The organism is Massilia sp. UYP34, from assembly GCF_056279385.1.
Genome location: NZ_JBWBRF010000003.1, coordinates 1 through 17,459 on the forward strand (window position 1 = coordinate 1; position 17,459 = coordinate 17,459).

The window sequence follows — 17,459 nt, forward strand, 5'->3', positions numbered from 1 at the left end:
AGCGCGCTCGATGACTTCGGGGGAATACTTCGGTTGCTTCTTCATAGCTCCATTTTCTCAAAGAATGGAGCCTCTACAAAACCCGGGGCGGTTCAAGGTGACATCCAAGCCTCGTCGCCTTTGGCTTTAGCACCCATTACCCACAGTTAACGTGTTCGAAGTCGACTTGCGGCTATTAGGGGCCGGTGACGTTGCCTCATCCTAGGCCGTGACTGGTGCAACACTGTAATCGTGGTGGTACTCAAGTAGCCCATTCAGAAGCGTTACCAGAGATGAGCCGCCAGGTCGCTACCCCGCAAGCTGGCGTAGCGCCGCAGCATGCGCGGATCACGATGTCCTGTAATCTTCGCGATGAGCACATCGGAGAGCGAAGTACGTTCGTACAGCCGGCATGTCGCCTCATGCCTCAAATCGTGGAAATTAAGTCCCTGCACTCCAGCTTCAGTGAAAACGATGCGGAACCGGCGCGAGACTTCCGCCGTCGTGCGGTCGAGGTTGCGTACGGCAAGGTCGCCGTTCCAGTAACTGAACAGTCGGCCCTCACGTGCGGTGATTTCGGCCTGGTATTCGCGCATGAAGCTGTCGAGCAGTTCGCGCGCGACGGACGAGAGCGGCACCTGCCGTGTTTCACCATTCTTCGAGCGTTCGAGATGGATGGTCCGCTTCTGCAGGCTCACCTGGTCGGCGTACAGAGTGTAGGACTCGCGCATGCGCATCGCCGTTTCGAGCGCAAGGTTGAAGAAGACGCGGTCCTCACTGCGTTCTTCAAGCACCCCGAGAATGGCGGCCTCCTCCGCCTCTGCCACACGACGGTCACGCTCGATGTCAAGCCGCGGTTCCTTGCCTTCCTGCGCCAGCACGGCAGCATCTTCAGGCGTATAGGTCGAGAATCCGCGTTTGAGCAGACGCAGCGGGTTCTGCGCCATGATGTCCGGATGCTTTCGCAGCATCCAGTCGAAACAGCGCGCCAGGGCGCCATGGCGGTGACGGATGGTCGAAGGAGCCAGATGGTCGACGCGCTTCATCGATTTGATCCAAGCCTCAGCCCAGTCGTAGTTGAGTGTGCTCGTCGCGAACAATGCAACGCTGGGACGGACCGTGTCGAGCAGCTTGACGTCGGACTCCGGAACCGCGTTATGCCTCAGGTACTCGACAATGCAGCGACCGACTGTCCAGGCCTGTGGTTTCGGCGGCGTCTGCTCGAGAAGCGCCGAGGGCACGATGCCTTGGCCCAGCAGACGCTCGAGCTGCGCACCGTACTGCTCGGCGGCGTCGCGCGTGTCGAACGTCGCCCACAACGTCTTGGGGAGAAGTTTGTTCTTGACGCAAAGTTGGAATGCGCCGGATGGGGTTTGCTTGATGGATGCCATGGCTAAGCTCTCTCAAAGCCTGCATCCGGGAGGTAACAGCCAATTAGCCGTTTCAGTGGTAGGTGCACCTCCCGTTCCGGGAGGTTTCACCGCTTGGTGAACCAGCCTGATGCAGGCTAAGTCCTTGATTTTTGGAGGCGAGGACGGGAGTCGAACCCGTCTAGACGGCTTTGCAGGCCGCTGCATAACCGCTTTGCTACCTCGCCAGAGGATATAATGCGCTTATCGACGAGAGCGGTTATGTCTCACATCAACAAGGGAAGAAAGTGTCTTCCTGAATTCTGGAGCGGGAGAAGAGTCTCGAACTCTCGACCTCAACCTTGGCAAGGTTGCGCTCTACCAACTGAGCTACTCCCGCTTAGGAGTGTTGCTACATCTTCGTAAAACCTGGAGCGGGAGAAGAGTCTCGAACTCTCGACCTCAACCTTGGCAAGGTTGCGCTCTACCAACTGAGCTACTCCCGCATGGAGTCCTACTATTTACCAACCGCAGCGCCAGTTCGGAAAACTGGAGCGGGAGAAGAGTCTCGAACTCTCGACCTCAACCTTGGCAAGGTTGCGCTCTACCAACTGAGCTACTCCCGCGTACAGAACAACGATTATGACAGAACTTTGACTTTTTTCCAAGATCGCTTTGCAGCTTTGCAATCTTTGGAGCGGGAGAAGAGTCTCGAACTCTCGACCTCAACCTTGGCAAGGTTGCGCTCTACCAACTGAGCTACTCCCGCTTCGTCTTTCATCCTGCTGCGTTGTCGTCGCAACAGGCAGGCATTATAGAGATTCTATTCTGTACGTCAAGGATGCCACGAACAAATTAAATCGTCCCGGCTTTCTCCTTGATCAAGGGCCAGGCACGGCGCAAATAGTAGAACATCGACCACACCGTCAGCACGCCCGCCACCCACAGCAGGTACTCGCCCCAGAAGTGGATGTCGATGCCGAACAGGCGGTCGTGGAACAGCAGCATCGGGATCGCCGTCATCTGGGCCGCGGTCTTGACCTTGCCGAGCGAGCTGACCGCCACCGAGCGGGTGGCGCCGATCTGGGCCATCCATTCGCGCAGGGCCGAGATCGTGATCTCGCGGCCGATGATGATGCCGGCGATGATCGCATCCACCCGATCCAGCTGGACCAGCACCAGCAAGGCGCCGGCCACCATCAGCTTGTCCGCGACCGGGTCGAGGAAGGCGCCGAAGGCCGAGGTTTCGTTCCAGCGGCGGGCCAGGAATCCGTCGAACCAGTCGGTGACCGCGGCAATGATGAACACGGCGGTGGCCGCGAGATTGCGCTCGGGGAGCGTCATCCAGTCAACCGGCAAGTAATACAATCCGACAACGAGGGGAATGAGCGCGACGCGTAACCAGGTCAGGAGAATCGGTATATTGAAGGGCATGAGAGAGCTGATTACCGTGGAAAAATGCTTGGCCGTTAGTCTACATGGGTATGCTGGTTTGGGCCAGTTGACTCATCTGTATGACACGGAAGGAGATGCTTCTAGCTAACGATTGGCAAGCAATGGAGGTTGACCGTAGGGTTGGCGGCTACGCCGCCGACGCAGTGATTGTTAGCAGCCAGATCATCGCGCACGATATCGGAACCGCAAACAATCGACGCGTCGGCGGCAGAGCCGCCAACCCTACCGGTAGCGACAGTGCTAATGCAACTGCTTGTAAATCTCTTCCGCGAGCGCGCTCGAAATCCCCTCGACCGTCATCAGGTCTTCGACGCTGGCGTCGATCACGCCGCGCAGGCCGCCGAAGCGCGCCAGCAGGCGCTGGCGGCGCTTGGCGCCGATGCCCTCGATCTCTTCCAGGCGTGAGGCCTGGCGCGCCTTGGCGCGCTTGGCGCGCATGCCGGTGATGGCGAAGCGGTGCGCCTCGTCGCGGATCAGGGCCACCAGCATCAGCGCCGCCGATTCCTTGCCCAGTTCCTGCGCCGGCCTGCCATCGGCGAAGATCAGGGTCTCCAGGCCCACGCGCCGCCCTTCTCCCTTCGCCACGCCGACGATCATCGAGATCTCGAGCCCCAGCTCGGTAAATACCTGGCGCGCCATCTCCACTTGTCCCTTGCCGCCGTCGACCAGCACGATGTCGGGCATCACGCCCTCGCCGCCGGCCACCTTCTCGTAGCGGCGCGTCAGCACCTGGCGCATGGCGGCGTAGTCGTCGCCCGGGGTGATGCCGTTGATGTTGAAGCGGCGGTATTCGCCGTTCTGCATCTGGTGGTGGTGGAACACCACGCACGACGCTTGCGTCGCCTCGCCCGCCGTATGGCTGATGTCGAAGCATTCGATGCGCAAGGCGTCCAGGTCTTCGTTGTCGAGCTGCAGCGTGTCGGCCAGCGCGCGCGTGCGCGCCTGTTGCGACCCCTGCTCGGCCAGCAGCCGCGCCAGCGCGATCTCGGCGCCCTTGCAGGCCATCTCGAGCCACTGGCGGCGCTGGCCGCCCGGCTGCAGCACCAGGTTGATGCGGTGGCCGCACTGCTCCTGCAAGGCCATGATCAGCTCGGGCTGGTCGAATTCCACGTTCAGGATCAGGGTGCCCGGAATGAACTGGCCGGCGTAATGTTGAGCCAGGAAGGCGCACAGCACCTCGACCTCGATCGGGCATTCCCCCAGCGATTCGCCGACGTGGCTCGGGAAATAGGCGCGGTCGCCCAGGTGGCGACCGCCACGCACCATGGCCAGGTTGACGCAGGCGCGCCCGCCCTGCACCACCACCGCGATCACGTCGACGTCGGCGTCGCCCGTCGTTTCCATGCTCTGCGCGTGCAGCACTTTCGACAGCGCCTGGATCTGGTTGCGCACCGACGCGGCCTGCTCGAACTTGAGCGCCATCGCGTAATCCAGCATCTTCTGCTCGAGGTCGGCCATCACCTCGCTCTGGCGTCCGCGCAGGAACCGCGCCGCGTTCTCGACGTCGCGCTGGTAATCCTCCGGCGCGACCAGCTTCACGCAGGGCGCGCTGCAGCGGCCGATCTGGTGCAGCAGGCAGGGCCGCGTGCGGTTCGCATAGACGCTGTCCTCGCAGGTGCGCAGCCGGAAGACGCGCTGCAGCAGCTGGATCGATTCCTTGGCCGCCCAGGCGCTGGGGAAAGGACCGAAGTACTGGTTCTTCTTGTCCAGCGCGCCGCGGTAATACGCCATGCGCGGCGCCTCGCCGCCCGTGATCTTGATGTAGGGGTAAGACTTATCGTCGCGGAACAGGATGTTGTAGCGCGGCTTGAGCGACTTGATCAGGTTGTTTTCCAGGATCAGCGCTTCGGCCTCGCTGCTCACCACCGTCGTCTCCAGGCGCGCGATCTGCGACACCATCATCGCGATGCGCGGGCTCGCCAGGTTCTTCTGGAAGTAGCTCGAGACGCGGTTCTTGAGGTTGCGCGCCTTGCCGACGTAGAGCACGTTGTCGGCGGCGTCGAAGTAGCGGTACACGCCGGGCAAGCCCGGCAGGCGGTTGACGACGGCCAGCACCTGGGCACGGATCTCGGCCTCCACCTTCGGGCTCAGTTCGCGGTTGGCTTCGGCGCGCATTTCCTCGCGCGCTTCCGACAGGCGCTCGCGGCCGAGCCGCGCGGCCAGTTCGGGGGTGAGTTCGACGGATGGGTTGCCGGCTGCTGCGGGTTTTGCTTCGGACATTACTCTGCCAATGATGGTGATGCCAACGGCGCCTGGGTCACGATCACGAAGGCGACGCCGTAGTCGGCCTCGTCGCTGATCGTCACCTGGGCGCTGAGCCGGTGCTCGCGCATGAAGTCGCCAAGGGCGCCGCTACAGACGATGACCGGCTTGCCGCTCGGGTCATTGAGCATCTGGGCGCTGCGCCAGGTCATGGGCATGCGCATGCCCAGACCGATGGCTTTCGAGAACGCCTCCTTGGCCGAAAAACGGGTGGCCAGAAAGCGCAGGCCGCGCACCGCGTTCTTGGCGCTGCGGGCATGGTATTTTTCCAGCTCTTGCGGGCCGAGGATCTTCTCGACGAAGCGCGGGCCGCTGCGCGCGAGGGCTGCCTCGACACGCGAGATCTGGACGATGTCGGTGCCGATGCCGTAGATCATCTCAGGCTCCGGCTTTCGCAGTATACGATACGCCCAGGCGCGCCGCGACCATGATCGCCTTCATCTCGCGCACCGCGTTTTCCCAGCCGGCAAACAGCGCATGCGACACGATGGCGTGGCCGATGTTCAGCTCGTGCAGGTCGGGAATCGCCGCGATCGGCTGCACGTTGGTGTAGTGCAGGCCATGGCCGGCATTCACGCGCAGGCCGCGTCTCGCGCCTTCATGCACGCCCAGCCGGATGCGCTCGAGCTCGTGCGCCACTTCTTCGCCTTCGGCCTCGGCATAACGGCCCGTGTGCAGCTCGATCACGGTGGCGCCGACGGCGCAGGCGGCCTCGATCTGGCGCGCATCGGCATCGATGAACAGCGAGACGCGGATGCCTTCTTGCTGCAACTGCTTCACGGCTGCCTCGACCTCGTTGTAATAGCGCAGCACGTCCAGGCCGCCCTCGGTCGTGACTTCCTCGCGCCGCTCCGGCACCAGGCACACGTCCTGCGGTTGCACCCGGCAGGCGAAGTCGATCATCTCGCGGGTCACGGCCGCTTCCAGGTTCATGCGCGTCGCCAGCAGCGGACGCAATGCCAGCACGTCGGCATCCTTGATGTGGCGGCGGTCTTCGCGCAGGTGCAGCGTGATCAGGTCGGCGCCCGCCTGCTCGGCCAGCAGCGCGGCGCGCAGCGGGTCCGGATACGTGGTCCCGCGCGCATTGCGCACGGTGGCGATGTGGTCGATGTTCACGCCCAGGTCGATCACCTGGCCGGCGGGTTGCAGGAAGCTCATAGTGTTATTTTTACAATTGCATCAAGTCGATCAAAATCTGGCGCGTATTGAGCGGCTGCCCGCCCAGGTGATGCGCCAGCAGGAAGCGCATCAATTGCTTGCTCTGCGCCTGGGTCGCCGGATCAGTATAGTCCTCGCGCTCCATGTCCAGCAGGGTCTTGCCCAACACAACGGGCCAGACTTCCCCCAGACCCGCCGCACGCGCGCCGCGCTCCGGATCGACCACGTAGTCACGGTCCGGCGCGACCGGACCGCGGCTGCTCGTGCAGCGGCCGAGATCGGCTGCCACGCCTGTTTCCTTAAGTAAGGCTCTTTCGAATTTTCGCAAGACGATGGGCGCCGGTTCGCCGTGGGCGAGCTGGTTCAGGGTCGAGACGTAGTGATCGAACAGGGCCGGATGGCGGTCGTCGCGCGCCAGCAGCTTGACCAGCAGCTCGTTCAGGTAAAAGCCGCACAACAGCGCCGTGCGCTCCAGCGGCAGCATGCCGCCCACCCACTCGGCATCGATCAGCGTGCGCAGCTCGGACTTGCCGCTCCATGACACCGACAGGGGCTGGAAGGTCTGCAGCACGCCGCGCAGCTTGGAAAACGGGCGCTTGGCGCCCTTCGCCACCACCCCCACCCGGCCATGGTCACGGGTGAACATGTCGATGATGAGGCTGGTTTCCTTGTAGGGATAGCTGTGCAGCACGAAGCCGGGCTGGCCGGTGATCCGGCTGTCGCGTGCCGGCGCGCGCGTGCGCTTGCCCGCGGCGGGCGCGCCCTGCTCGGGCAGGTCATCGACGAATTGGTCGTGGCTGGACATGCGCGCGGCTTGCGTCCTGTGCCCTTACTCGTAGCCGTAAGCGCGCAGGCCCGCTTCGTTGTCGGCCCAGCCGGACTTGACCTTGATCCAGATCTCCAGATAAATCGGGCCGCCGAACAGTTTTTCCATATCCAGGCGCGATTGGGTGGAAATCTCTTTCAGGCGCGCACCCTTGTTACCGATGATCATCGATTTATGGGTATCGCGCTCGACCAGGATGGCCGCGAAGATCCGGCGCAGGTTGCCTTCCTGTTCGAACTGCTCGATCACGACAGTGCTGGTGTACGGCAGTTCGTCGCCCAGCAGGCGGAACACTTTTTCGCGCACGATCTCGGCCGCCAGGAATTTCTCGCTGCGGTCGGTGATGTCGTCCGGCCCGAACACCGGCGGATTTTCCGGCAGGTGGCGCTTGATCTCGGTTTCCAGTGCATCGACCTGGAAACGCAGCTTGGCCGAGACCGGCACGATCGCGGCAAAATTGAACAGGGCCGCGATCTTTTGCGCGAACGGCATCAGGACCGCCTTGTCCTTGACGCGGTCCGATTTATTGATGACCAGGATCACCGGGACATTCTTTGGCAACATCTCCAGCACCTGCTGGTCGGCCGGACCGAAGGTGCCGGCTTCGACCAGGAACAGGATCGCGTCCGACGACGTCAGGGTGTTCGAGACGGTCTTGTTGAGCGTCTTGTTCAGCGCATTCGCGTGGCGGGTCTGGAAGCCCGGGGTGTCGACGTAGATGTACTGCGCGTCGTCACGGGTCTGGATGCCGGTGATGCGGTGGCGCGTGGTCTGGGCCTTGCGCGACGTGATCGATACCTTGGCGCCGATCAGGACGTTCATCAGGGTCGACTTGCCGACGTTCGGGCGGCCGACGATGGCGATATAGCCGCAGCGGAAATTGTCGGGAGTGGCGTTCATGCTTTTTCTGTTCCTGGTTGTGCTGCGTGGGGCGCGCCGGATGCGGCAGCTTCGCCCTGGGGGGTGGCAATGCCGGCCAGCTTCAATTGGGCCGAGCGCTGGCGCGGCTTGCGCGCGCCCGGCGTCTTGGCCAGCGCCTTCTGGGCCGCGTCCAGCGCCAGGCCGGCGGCGGCCTGCTCGGCCGCGCGGCGGCTGCCGCCGCGGCCGAACACCTGCACGCCAAATTTGGGCACCAGGCATTCGACTTCGAATTCCTGGCTGTGGGCGGCGCCGTGGGTGGCCACCACATTATAGGTCGGCAGCGCGATGCGCTTCGCCTGCAGGAATTCCTGCAGCAGCGTCTTGGCGTCCTTGCCGAGCGTGGCCGGGTCGACCGTCTCGAGCAGCGGAATGTAAAAGGCGCGGATCACGCCGCGCGCGCTGTCGAACCCGCTGTCGAGGAAGATCGCGCCGAGCAGCGCTTCCAGCGTGTCGGCCAGGATCGAGGGCCGGCGGAAGCCCCCGGACTTGAGTTCGCCCTCGCCCAGGCGCAGGAATTGCGACAGGTCGAGTTTCTGGGCGATCTCGAACAGCGCCTGCTGCTTGACCAGGTTGGCGCGCAGGCGCGACAGGTCGCCCTCGTCGAGCATGCCGAAACGTTCGTACAGCACCGACGCGACGACGCAGTTGAGAACCGAATCGCCCAGGAATTCCAGGCGCTCGTTATGCAGACTGCTATGGCTACGGTGGGTCAGGGCTTGCTGCAGCAGCCCGATTTCCCGGAACGTATACCCCAAGCGCGTTTGCAATAACTGAAGATTCATTGTCGATGTCGTGTGCGTGGCCGGGCGGACCACGGCATTTTTATAAAGCCCTATTGGGCGGCGCTGTCGGCTTCGGCCACCACGCCGCTGGGGTCGGTGGTGCCGGCGAAGTCGATCAGCAGGCTGACGTTGCCCATCAGTGGCAGCCGCTTTTCGTAGGCAAAGCTGATCTGCACTTCTTCGCCGTCACGGGTAAACACCAGGTCTTGTCCGCGTACGGCCTCGACGTCATTGACGCTGGTATGGCGGTTGAAGGCTTGCTGCATGTCGCGGATGCCGCCGCCGGCGTCCTTGGCCTGGACGATCGCCGACTTGATCGCGCCGTACTCGATATAGGCCGGAATCATGCGCATGGCAAAGATGCCGACCACGCCGATGAGCGCCAGCGCCCCGATCAGGCCGGACAGGGACAGTCCGGCTTGCTTGTTCAACAGCTTGCTGCGATCCATGCCCGCCCCTTGTTATTGGATACTGCCGACACGTTTCGGATTGCTGAAGTTCATCCAGACCACGAAGGCCTTGCCGACGATATTGCGATCAGGCACGAAACCCCAATAACGGCTGTCCGCGCTATTGTCGCGATTATCGCCCATCATGAAATACTGTCCTTCCGGCACCACGCAAGTAAACTTGTCGTAGGTGTATTCGCAGTTTTCGCGCAGCGGGAAGTTTTCCACGCTGCCCAGGTCGATATTGCGCTTGTCGGCCGTATTCAGGATGCGGTGCTGGGTAACGCCAGCCGCGCTCGGCAGTTTCTCGACGAACTGCTTGTGGTAGATCGGATGCTGGTCGTCCAGGTAGTCGTCCAGCGCCGTATATTCCACCGGCTTGCCGTTGACCGTCAGGCGCTTGTCCTCATAGGTGATTTTATCACCCGGCACGCCAATGACGCGCTTGATGTAATCCTGGTTCATGTCCTTTGGGTACTTGAACACCATTACGTCGCCGCGCTGGGGATTATTCATCTGGATGATTTTCTTATTCACGATCGGCAGCCGGATACCATAGGTGTACTTGTTCACCAAAATGAAATCCCCCACCAGCAGGGTCGGCACCATTGACGACGACGGGATCTTGAACGGCTCCCACAGGAACGAGCGCAAGATGAACACCAGGGCGATCACCGGGAAGAAGCTGCCCGAATACTCGATCCAGGTCGGCTGGCGCAGATGGGCCTGCTCGATCGCGGCGCGATTGCCATTGTGGTCCACCTTGATCCCATCCGCGATCAGCTTGTCATTGCGCGCATCGTACTCGCGCAAGGCGGCATCGGCGGCGCGGCGCCGCTGTTTCGCCAGATAGAACGTGTCCAGGCACCAGATGATGCCCGTGATGACCATAGCGACGAACAGGATCAGGGCAAAATTGCCCAGGATGGGTTGCAAATTCATTATTTATCTTCCACCTGGAGAATGGCCAGGAAGGCTTCTTGGGGAATCTCCACCGAGCCGACCTGCTTCATGCGCTTCTTGCCGGCCTTTTGCTTCTCGAGCAACTTTTTCTTGCGCGAGATGTCGCCGCCATAGCACTTGGCCAGGACGTTCTTGCGCAGCGCCTTCACGTTTTCGCGCGAGATGATGGTGGCGCCGATGGCGGCCTGGATCGCCACGTCGAACATCTGGCGCGGGATCAGTTCGCGCATCTTGGCCGCCACCTGGCGTCCGCGATACGGCGCGTTGGCGCGGTGGACGATGATGGCCAGGGCGTCGACCTTTTCGCTGTTGATCAGCATGTCGACCTTGACCACGTCGGCCGCGCGATTTTCCTTGAACTCGTAGTCCATCGAGGCATAGCCGCGCGAGGTCGACTTGAGGCGATCGAAGAAGTCCAGCACGATCTCGGCCATCGGGATCTCGTAGTGCAACTTGACCTGGCGGCCGTGGTAGGCCATGTCCATCTGGACGCCGCGCTTGCCGTTACACAGGGTCATCACCGCACCCACGTACTCTTGCGGCATGTACAGGTTGACGTCGACGATCGGCTCGCGCACTTCGTTGATCTTCGACGGTTCCGGCATCTTCGACGGATTGTCGACGCGGATGATGGTGCCGTCCTTCATCTCGACCTCGTACACCACGGTCGGCGCCGTCGTGATCAGGTCCATGTCGAACTCGCGCTCGAGGCGCTCCTGCACGATCTCCATGTGCAGCAGGCCCAAGAAGCCGCAGCGGAAACCGAAGCCCAGCGCCTGCGAGACTTCCGGCTCGTACATCAGGGCGGCGTCGTTCAGCTTCAGCTTCTCGAGCGAATCGCGCAGGGCGTCGTACTGGTTCGCCTCGACCGGGAACAGGCCGGCGAACACCTGGGGCTGCACTTCCTTGAAGCCGGGCAGCGGCTCGGACGCCGGACGGCTGGCCAGGGTCACCGTGTCGCCCACGCGGGCGGCGGTCAGTTCCTTGATGCCGGCGATGATGAAGCCCACCTGGCCGGCGGTCAGTTGCGGCAGCGACACCGAACGCGGGGTGAACACGCCGATGTTTTCCACCAGATTCACCGACTCGGTGGCCATCAGGAGGATCTTGTCTTTCGGACGCAGGGTGCCGTTGACCACGCGCACCAGCATCACGACGCCGACGTACGGGTCGTACCAGGAATCGACGATCAGGGCCTGCAGCGGCGCTTCCGGGTCGCCCTTGGGCGGCGGCACCTTGGCGATCAGGGTTTCCAGCACGTCTTCCACGCCCAGGCCGGTCTTGGCCGAGCACACGGTGGCGTCGGACGCGTCGATGCCGATCACGTCCTCGATCTCTTTCTTGGCGTTGTCCGGGTCGGCGTGCGGCAAGTCGATCTTGTTCAGGATCGGCACCACTTCCACGCCCAGGTCGAGCGCGGTGTAGCAGTTGGCGACCGTCTGCGCTTCCACGCCCTGCGAGGCGTCGACCACCAGCAGCGCGCCTTCGCAGGCCGACAGCGAGCGGCTCACTTCGTACGAGAAGTCGACGTGGCCCGGGGTATCGATCAGGTTCAGGTTGTAGACCTGGCCGTCGCGCGCCTTGTACTGCAGCGCCGCGGTCTGGGCCTTGATGGTGATGCCGCGCTCGCGCTCCAGGTCCATCGAATCGAGCACCTGGGCGTCCATCTCGCGGTCCGACAGGCCGCCGCACAGCTGGATGATGCGGTCGGCCAGCGTCGATTTGCCATGGTCGATGTGGGCGATGATGGAGAAGTTACGTATGTTGTTCATTAACAAAGCTCAAAACCAGAAAGGCCGCGAAAGGCGGCGACTACGACGAAATATGGCGCACTGCGATGCAGGACGAACGGGCCGCGCAATACGAAAACGCGCTGCGTCGGGGGCCGTGCCGGTCCCCAGGCGAGCGCCTTGGCAATCTTGGAAGGTTGGACATCACCGCTCCGACCCGGCATTTTACCGGATTTCGAGGCAGAAAGGCCGGTTTCCGGCGGGTGGCTCAGGACGTCGCCTGCGCGCCGGCGCAGGCGGCCAGGTAGGCCCGCACCGCCGCCTCGTCCAGAAAGTAATGGCACAGCTCGGGCTGGGCCGGGTCGCCATACAGCACCGGCACCAGCTCGTCGAAGGCCGCCACCAGCACCGGGTCGGCATCGACGTCGAGCACGGTGACGTCGAACGGCTGCCCGGGCGGCTCGAGCGCGCGCAGCGCCGCCAGCATGTCTTCGCACAGGTGGCACCAGCTGCGCGAATACAAGGTGAAGCGCGGGGCGCGGCGTGCGGCGCGGTGCGGCGCACTCCCCTGCTGCGTCACTGGCGCGGCTTGAGCGTGAGGTATTGCGTGGCGCCCTCGCGCTGCACCAGCAGGGCCACCGCCTTCGACTTGTCGTGCTTGGCCAGCAGGGACTTGAACTGCTCGACGCTGGTGATCGGCGTATTGTTCCACTGCAAGATCACGTCGCCCGGCTGGATGCCGGCGCTGGCGGCCGGGCCCTGCGCCTCTTCGACCAGCAGGCCGTGGTCGATGCCCAGCTCCTTGCGGTCGGCCGGCGCAATATTCGACATGTGCAGGCCCAGCGCGTCCGGCGCGGCGCCCGGCGCCGGCTTCTTCGGCTGCTGGCCCTGGGCCGCACGTTCCTCCTGCAACTCGACGATGGTGACCGGCACCTCGACCTGGGCCCCGCGGCGCCAGACGGTGACGCTGGCGCGGCTGCCGACCTTGGAGGCGCCCACCAGGCGCGGCAGGTCGGTGGTCGACTGGATCGGCTGCTTGTTGAAGGCCAGGATGATGTCGCCGACCTTGATGCCCGCCTTCTCGGCCGGGCCGCCCGGTTCGACCATCGAGACTTCGGCGCCGCGCGCCTTGCCCAGGCCCAGCGATTCGGCCACGTCGCGCGTGACTTCGCTGATCTGCACGCCCAGGCGGCCACGGGTGACCTTGCCGGTGGTCTTGAGCTGATCGGACACGCGGATGACCTCGTCGATCGGCACCGCGAACGAAATGCCGTTATAGGCGCCCGACAGCGTCGCGATCTGCGAGTTGATACCGATGACTTCGCCGCGCAGGTTGATCAGGGGGCCGCCCGAATTGCCGGGATTGACCGCCACGTCGCTCTGGATCAGCGGCAAGTATTCGCCGGTATCGCGCGACTTGGCCGAGATGATGCCGGCGGTCACGGTGTTTTCGAGGCCGAACGGCGAACCGATGGCCAGCACCCACTCGCCGACCCGGATCTTGCTGGAGTCGCCGGTACGCAGGTATGGCAGGTTGGTCGCGGCGAGCTTCAGGAGCGCGACGTCGGAGCGGCGGTCGGCGCCCAGCACCTTGGCCTTGAACTCGCGGCGGTCGCTCAGGGTCACCGTGACCTCGTCGGCGCCTTCGACCACGTGGGCGTTGGTCAGCACGAAGCCGTCGGCCGAGATGATGAAGCCGGAGCCGACGCCGCGCTGCACTTCGCGTTCTTCTTCCTGCTGCGGGCCGCGCCGGCCGCCGCCGCGCGGCGGCATCTGGCCGCCGAAGAAGCGACGCAGGAATTCCTGCATCTCTTCCTCGCCCGGCGCACCGCCGCGGGTGCGCACGCGCTCGGTGGTGCGGATATTGACGACCGCCGGCCCCACCTTGTCGATGACGTCGGTGAAGTCGGGCAGACCGGTAACGGTAGGGGTGGGAACGGGGGCAGCGGCGTGGACGGGTTGAACGAAGGCCGTGGCGCCGGACACGAGCAGTGCCGACAGAAGCAGGCTGGCAGTTTTACTGGTCATGGATTCGCTATTGAATGGCTAAGATTGACTGAATGGTAAGCCAAATTGCGCACTTTGTCGCGCCATGCCAGCCGCGCGCCGGCCATAAAAGCCCTGGCCCGGCGACGAAAGGAAGGAATTTAAGCCTGGGGTAAGGATGCCGGACAGGACGGTCGGAAACTGTCAGGAAGACGCGGTCTTGGCGAGCACCGCCGCCAGGCCGGTGGGCTCGGCCGCGACGGCCGCACGGCGCAGCGGCGGCGGCTCGCCGGCGAGGCGTTCGGCCAGGCGGGCGCGAAATTCCGGCGACAGCGCCGGCGTGGCCGTGTCGCGCAGCGCGTCGCCGATCAGGTGATACAGATCCCATGCCTGGCGGCCGTCGCTTCCCTGCAACGCGGCCAATGCCAGTTCCAGGTCGGCTTCGGGCAAGGCGCCATCTTTCAGGGCAGAAATCTGCTCGCGTAGTTTTCTATTGGTGTCCATCGGTGGTTCCATCGACGTCGGTGGTGTTCAATATGTGCTGTGTTCGTACGATCCCGCTACCTACCGACGTTTGTCAACCGGGAAATCGAGTAAAGGGCGTAATTTCTCGGCGATGACTTCGCGCGCCCGGAAAATCCGGCTGCGCACCGTACCTATTGGACAGGCCATCACTTCGGAGATTTCCTCATAGCTGAGGCCTTCGATTTCGCGCAAGACGATCGCCGTGCGCAGTTCGAGCGGCAATGCTTCCATGGCCGCATTGACTGTATGGGCGATCTGTTTACTGGCGAGCATGGATTCAGGTGTATTAATGTCGCGCAAGCTATCTGCATCATCGAATCCTTCGGCGCGTTCGGCGTCCGTCTCGGTCGACGTCGGTGCGCGCCTTCCCTGGGTTACTAGAAAATTCTTGGCGGTGTTGATTCCTATTCGATAAAGCCATGTATAAAAAGCCGAATCCCCACGAAAATGACGCAGGGCCCGGTATGCTTTGATGAAGGTCTCTTGCACCACGTCTTCGGCTTCGGCCGGATCGTGGACGAGACGCGACACCAGGCGCATCAGGCGACGTTGGTACTTGGAGACCAGTAAATCAAAAGCCCCCTGGTCCCCGGCCTGGACGCGCTCTACCAGCAACTGATCACACTCGCGTTCTGTCGTCACGGACCATGCCCCATTGGCGGCCTCTCGCGAGGAGGCACCGATTCATGCGCGCAGCGTGAATCGGTACATCCTTAAGAGTTGGCCACCTGCAATAAGTTCACACTGTTTTGTATCGGTATTGTTGCCGCGCCATTGGCGAGCGCACGCACGGCCACCGCCAGCGCGCGGTATTGGCCGGCGCCCACGGCGTCTGGCAGCAGCACCAGCGGCCAGGTCGCGCCATCCTCGGCGCGCAGTCGCAGCACGATGCAGCAGGGCCAGACCATGGCGCCGGGCAGCAGCGTCATGGTCGGGCCCGGCTCAGGATTCCCGGCCGCTGGCGCGCCTTTCCCCAACTCCTGTTGTACCGTCAGGCGTACCTGACCAACTCCAGAAATATCAATCCGGCGCACCGTTGCAATCCCAGGCAAAAACACCGTGGAATCAGCCGCGCGGCGGGCGCCCCCTTTGGCGCTCCCTTTGGCGCGCCAACGACGGCGCGGCCAGCCGGCCGGGACGGCGACAGGCAGGCGCGCCAGCGACAGCGCGGCCAGCAGCGGCGCGCATGCGACAGCGCCGCCGAATGCGAAGCGTTCAGGCAGCAGCAGGCCCACGGCCAGGGCAGCCGCGCACAGGGCCGCGCAGAAGGCTGCGAGCAGACCGCGCAGGCGACGCGACGGCGCGATGACGGCGGACACCGCAAGCGACATGAAGCACAGGACAAATCGAGGAAATGGCCTGCGAATGAGCACAATGAGCACAATGAGCAGGATGGCGGGCGGAGGAAACTCCGGAGCAAGCCCCGGAGACAGCCCTTCTACCGCCAGCGCCGGCAGGCCGCCACGAACGGGCGACAGGCCGGGCTGTTGGAAGCGCCCATCCAGTTAGACCTGGATGGGGCGAAGTGGTTCAGACTTTGGCGAAGATCAGCGTACCGTTGGTGCCGCCGAAACCGAAGGAATTCTTCACCGCGTAGTCGATCTGCATCTCGCGCGCCGTGTTGGCGCAGAAGTCCAGGTCGCACTCCGGATCCTGGTTGAAGATGTTGATCGTCGGTGGCGACACCTGGTTGTGGATCGCCAGCACGGTGAACACCGACTCCAGGCCGCCGGCGCCACCGAGCAGGTGACCGGTCATCGACTTGGTCGAGTTCACGACCAGGCTCTTGGCATGGTCGCCGAACACGCGCTTGATGCCGCGCACTTCGGCCACGTCGCCCAGCGGCGTCGACGTGCCGTGCGCGTTCACGTACTGCACCTGGTCGACGTTGATGCCGGCGTTGTGGAACGCATTGACCATGCAACGCGCCGCGCCACTGCCATCCTCGACCGGCGAGGTGATGTGGTTGGCGTCCGCGCTCATGCCGAAGCCGATGACTTCAGCATAGATCCGGGCGCCGCGCGCGACGGCGTGTTCATACTCTTCGAGCACCATGACACCGGCGCCCTCGCCCAGCACGAAGCCGTCGCGGTCGCGGTCCCATGGACGCGAGGCGGTCGACGGGTCGTCGTTGCGGGTCGACAGCGCGCGTGCCGAGGCGAAACCGCCCAGGCCCAGCGGCGACACGGTCGATTCGGCGCCGCCCGCGATCATCACGTCGGCATCGCCGTACTCGATCAGGCGCGCTGCCGCGCCGATACTGTGCAGGCCGGTGGTGCAGGCGGTGACGATGGCCAGGTTCGGGCCACGCAGGCCGAACTTGATCGAGAGATCGCCCGAAATCATGTTGATGATCGATGCCGGCACGAAGAACGGCGAGATGCGGCGTGCGCCGCGGTTCGCGTATTCGTCCTTGGTCGCTTCGATCATCGGCAAGCCGCCGATGCCCGAACCGATCACCACGCCGATGCGGTCCGCGTTCTCTTCGGTGACTTCCAGGCCCGAGTCCTTCAGGGCCTGGATGCCGGCTGCCATGCCGAAATGGATAAAGGTATCCATATGGCGGCCTTCCTTGCCCGGCAGGTAGTCTTCGACGTTGAAGTTCTTGACCTCACCAGCAAAGTGGGTCGTGAATGGCGCTGCATCAAACTTGGTGATGTTGGCAATGCCCGACTTGCCGGCCAATGCCGCATCCCACGTCTCGGCAACGGTGTTGCCGATCGGTGAAATGCAGCCCAGGCCGGTGACGACGACACGGCGGTTGCGTGAACGACTCAAGCGATTCTCCCAAAAACGGTAAAGCGACTACTCAGGCCTTGACGTGCGCGGTTGCGTAGTCGATGGCTTGCTTGACGGTGGTGATCTTCTCAGCCTGCTCGTCAGGAATTTCCATTTCGAACTCGTCCTCCAGTGCCATCACCAGTTCCACGGTGTCCAGCGAGTCTGCACCGAGGTCGTCAACGAACGAGGAATCGATTTTGATGTCTGCTTCGGCAACGCCCAGTTGCTCAGCGACGATTTTTTTAACGCGTTGTTCGATATCCGACATGTTTTGGCTCCATTAAGGTATGTGT

18 protein-coding genes and 5 tRNA genes are annotated in these 17,459 nt (G+C 63.3%); all 23 read right to left on the minus strand.

Annotated features, from left to right (window positions below; all coding sequences use genetic code 11):
* Positions 1 to 263 precede the first annotated feature (263 nt).
* Positions 264 to 1,370: a site-specific integrase gene (locus ACZ9AQ_RS06620; RefSeq protein WP_429202848.1), complete on the minus strand. Its 1,107-nt coding sequence runs from the start codon at positions 1,368 to 1,370 to the stop codon at positions 264 to 266.
* Between the two features lie 132 nt (positions 1,371 to 1,502).
* Positions 1,503 to 1,576 (minus strand) — tRNA-Cys (locus tag ACZ9AQ_RS06625).
* Between the two features lie 76 nt (positions 1,577 to 1,652).
* Positions 1,653 to 1,728 (minus strand) — tRNA-Gly (locus tag ACZ9AQ_RS06630).
* 30 nt (positions 1,729 to 1,758) lie between these two features.
* Positions 1,759 to 1,834 (minus strand) — tRNA-Gly (locus ACZ9AQ_RS06635).
* A 44-nt stretch (positions 1,835 to 1,878) separates the two neighbouring features.
* Positions 1,879 to 1,954 (minus strand) — tRNA-Gly (locus tag ACZ9AQ_RS06640).
* A gap of 67 nt (positions 1,955 to 2,021) precedes the next feature.
* A tRNA-Gly gene (locus tag ACZ9AQ_RS06645) sits at positions 2,022 to 2,097 on the minus strand.
* An 86-nt stretch (positions 2,098 to 2,183) separates the two neighbouring features.
* Positions 2,184 to 2,762: a CDP-diacylglycerol--glycerol-3-phosphate 3-phosphatidyltransferase gene (gene pgsA / locus ACZ9AQ_RS06650; protein ID WP_429202849.1), complete on the minus strand. Its 579-nt coding sequence runs from the start codon at positions 2,760 to 2,762 to the stop codon at positions 2,184 to 2,186.
* A gap of 261 nt (positions 2,763 to 3,023) precedes the next feature.
* On the minus strand, positions 3,024 to 4,898 hold the full coding sequence (gene uvrC, locus ACZ9AQ_RS06655; protein ID WP_429203376.1) for an excinuclease ABC subunit UvrC: 1,875 nt from the start codon (positions 4,896 to 4,898) through the stop codon (positions 3,024 to 3,026).
* 104 nt (positions 4,899 to 5,002) lie between these two features.
* Positions 5,003 to 5,422, minus strand: coding sequence for a holo-ACP synthase (gene acpS, locus ACZ9AQ_RS06660; RefSeq protein ID WP_429202850.1), 420 nt, complete (start codon positions 5,420 to 5,422; stop codon positions 5,003 to 5,005).
* A 1-nt stretch (position 5,423) separates the two neighbouring features.
* On the minus strand, positions 5,424 to 6,203 hold the full coding sequence (gene pdxJ, locus ACZ9AQ_RS06665) for a pyridoxine 5'-phosphate synthase (RefSeq protein ID WP_429202851.1): 780 nt from the start codon (positions 6,201 to 6,203) through the stop codon (positions 5,424 to 5,426).
* A gap of 10 nt (positions 6,204 to 6,213) precedes the next feature.
* Entirely contained in the window at positions 6,214 to 7,008 is a 795-nt protein-coding gene (recO, locus tag ACZ9AQ_RS06670; RefSeq protein ID WP_429202853.1) for a DNA repair protein RecO, read from the minus strand.
* A gap of 24 nt (positions 7,009 to 7,032) precedes the next feature.
* Positions 7,033 to 7,929, minus strand: a complete 897-nt coding sequence (era, locus tag ACZ9AQ_RS06675) for a GTPase Era (protein WP_429202854.1) — start codon at positions 7,927 to 7,929, stop codon at positions 7,033 to 7,035.
* Positions 7,926 to 8,732: a ribonuclease III gene (rnc, locus tag ACZ9AQ_RS06680; RefSeq protein WP_429202856.1), complete on the minus strand. Its 807-nt coding sequence runs from the start codon at positions 8,730 to 8,732 to the stop codon at positions 7,926 to 7,928. The genes era and rnc overlap by 4 nt, the downstream gene beginning before the upstream one ends.
* Positions 8,733 to 8,782: 50 nt before the next feature.
* Positions 8,783 to 9,181, minus strand: a complete 399-nt coding sequence (locus tag ACZ9AQ_RS06685; RefSeq protein ID WP_429202858.1) for a DUF4845 domain-containing protein — start codon at positions 9,179 to 9,181, stop codon at positions 8,783 to 8,785.
* A gap of 12 nt (positions 9,182 to 9,193) precedes the next feature.
* Entirely contained in the window at positions 9,194 to 10,123 is a 930-nt protein-coding gene (gene lepB / locus ACZ9AQ_RS06690) for a signal peptidase I (RefSeq protein WP_429202859.1), read from the minus strand.
* On the minus strand, positions 10,123 to 11,916 hold the full coding sequence (gene lepA / locus ACZ9AQ_RS06695; RefSeq protein ID WP_429202861.1) for a translation elongation factor 4: 1,794 nt from the start codon (positions 11,914 to 11,916) through the stop codon (positions 10,123 to 10,125). Before lepA ends, lepB begins: the two co-directional genes overlap by 1 nt.
* 226 nt (positions 11,917 to 12,142) lie before the next feature.
* Complete coding sequence (locus tag ACZ9AQ_RS06700) at positions 12,143 to 12,454, minus strand: glutaredoxin family protein (protein ID WP_429202863.1); 312 nt, start codon at positions 12,452 to 12,454, stop codon at positions 12,143 to 12,145.
* Positions 12,451 to 13,902, minus strand: coding sequence for a DegQ family serine endoprotease (locus ACZ9AQ_RS06705; RefSeq protein ID WP_429202864.1), 1,452 nt, complete (start codon positions 13,900 to 13,902; stop codon positions 12,451 to 12,453). The genes ACZ9AQ_RS06700 and ACZ9AQ_RS06705 overlap by 4 nt, the downstream gene beginning before the upstream one ends.
* A 162-nt stretch (positions 13,903 to 14,064) precedes the next feature.
* Positions 14,065 to 14,364: an RseA family anti-sigma factor gene (locus ACZ9AQ_RS06710; RefSeq protein WP_429202866.1), complete on the minus strand. Its 300-nt coding sequence runs from the start codon at positions 14,362 to 14,364 to the stop codon at positions 14,065 to 14,067.
* A 60-nt stretch (positions 14,365 to 14,424) separates the two neighbouring features.
* Positions 14,425 to 15,027, minus strand: a complete 603-nt coding sequence (gene rpoE, locus ACZ9AQ_RS06715) for an RNA polymerase sigma factor RpoE (protein WP_040776532.1) — start codon at positions 15,025 to 15,027, stop codon at positions 14,425 to 14,427.
* Between the two features lie 71 nt (positions 15,028 to 15,098).
* A complete protein-coding gene (locus tag ACZ9AQ_RS06720; RefSeq protein WP_429202868.1) occupies positions 15,099 to 15,716 on the minus strand; it encodes a hypothetical protein in 618 nt (205 codons plus the stop codon).
* 199 nt (positions 15,717 to 15,915) lie between these two features.
* The gene (gene fabF / locus ACZ9AQ_RS06725; protein ID WP_429202869.1) at positions 15,916 to 17,163 is read right to left on the minus strand and encodes a beta-ketoacyl-ACP synthase II; all 1,248 of its coding nucleotides are present in this window, start codon (positions 17,161 to 17,163) and stop codon (positions 15,916 to 15,918) included.
* A gap of 31 nt (positions 17,164 to 17,194) precedes the next feature.
* On the minus strand, positions 17,195 to 17,434 hold the full coding sequence (gene acpP / locus ACZ9AQ_RS06730; protein WP_005666812.1) for an acyl carrier protein: 240 nt from the start codon (positions 17,432 to 17,434) through the stop codon (positions 17,195 to 17,197).
* Positions 17,435 to 17,459: the final 25 nt, after the last annotated feature.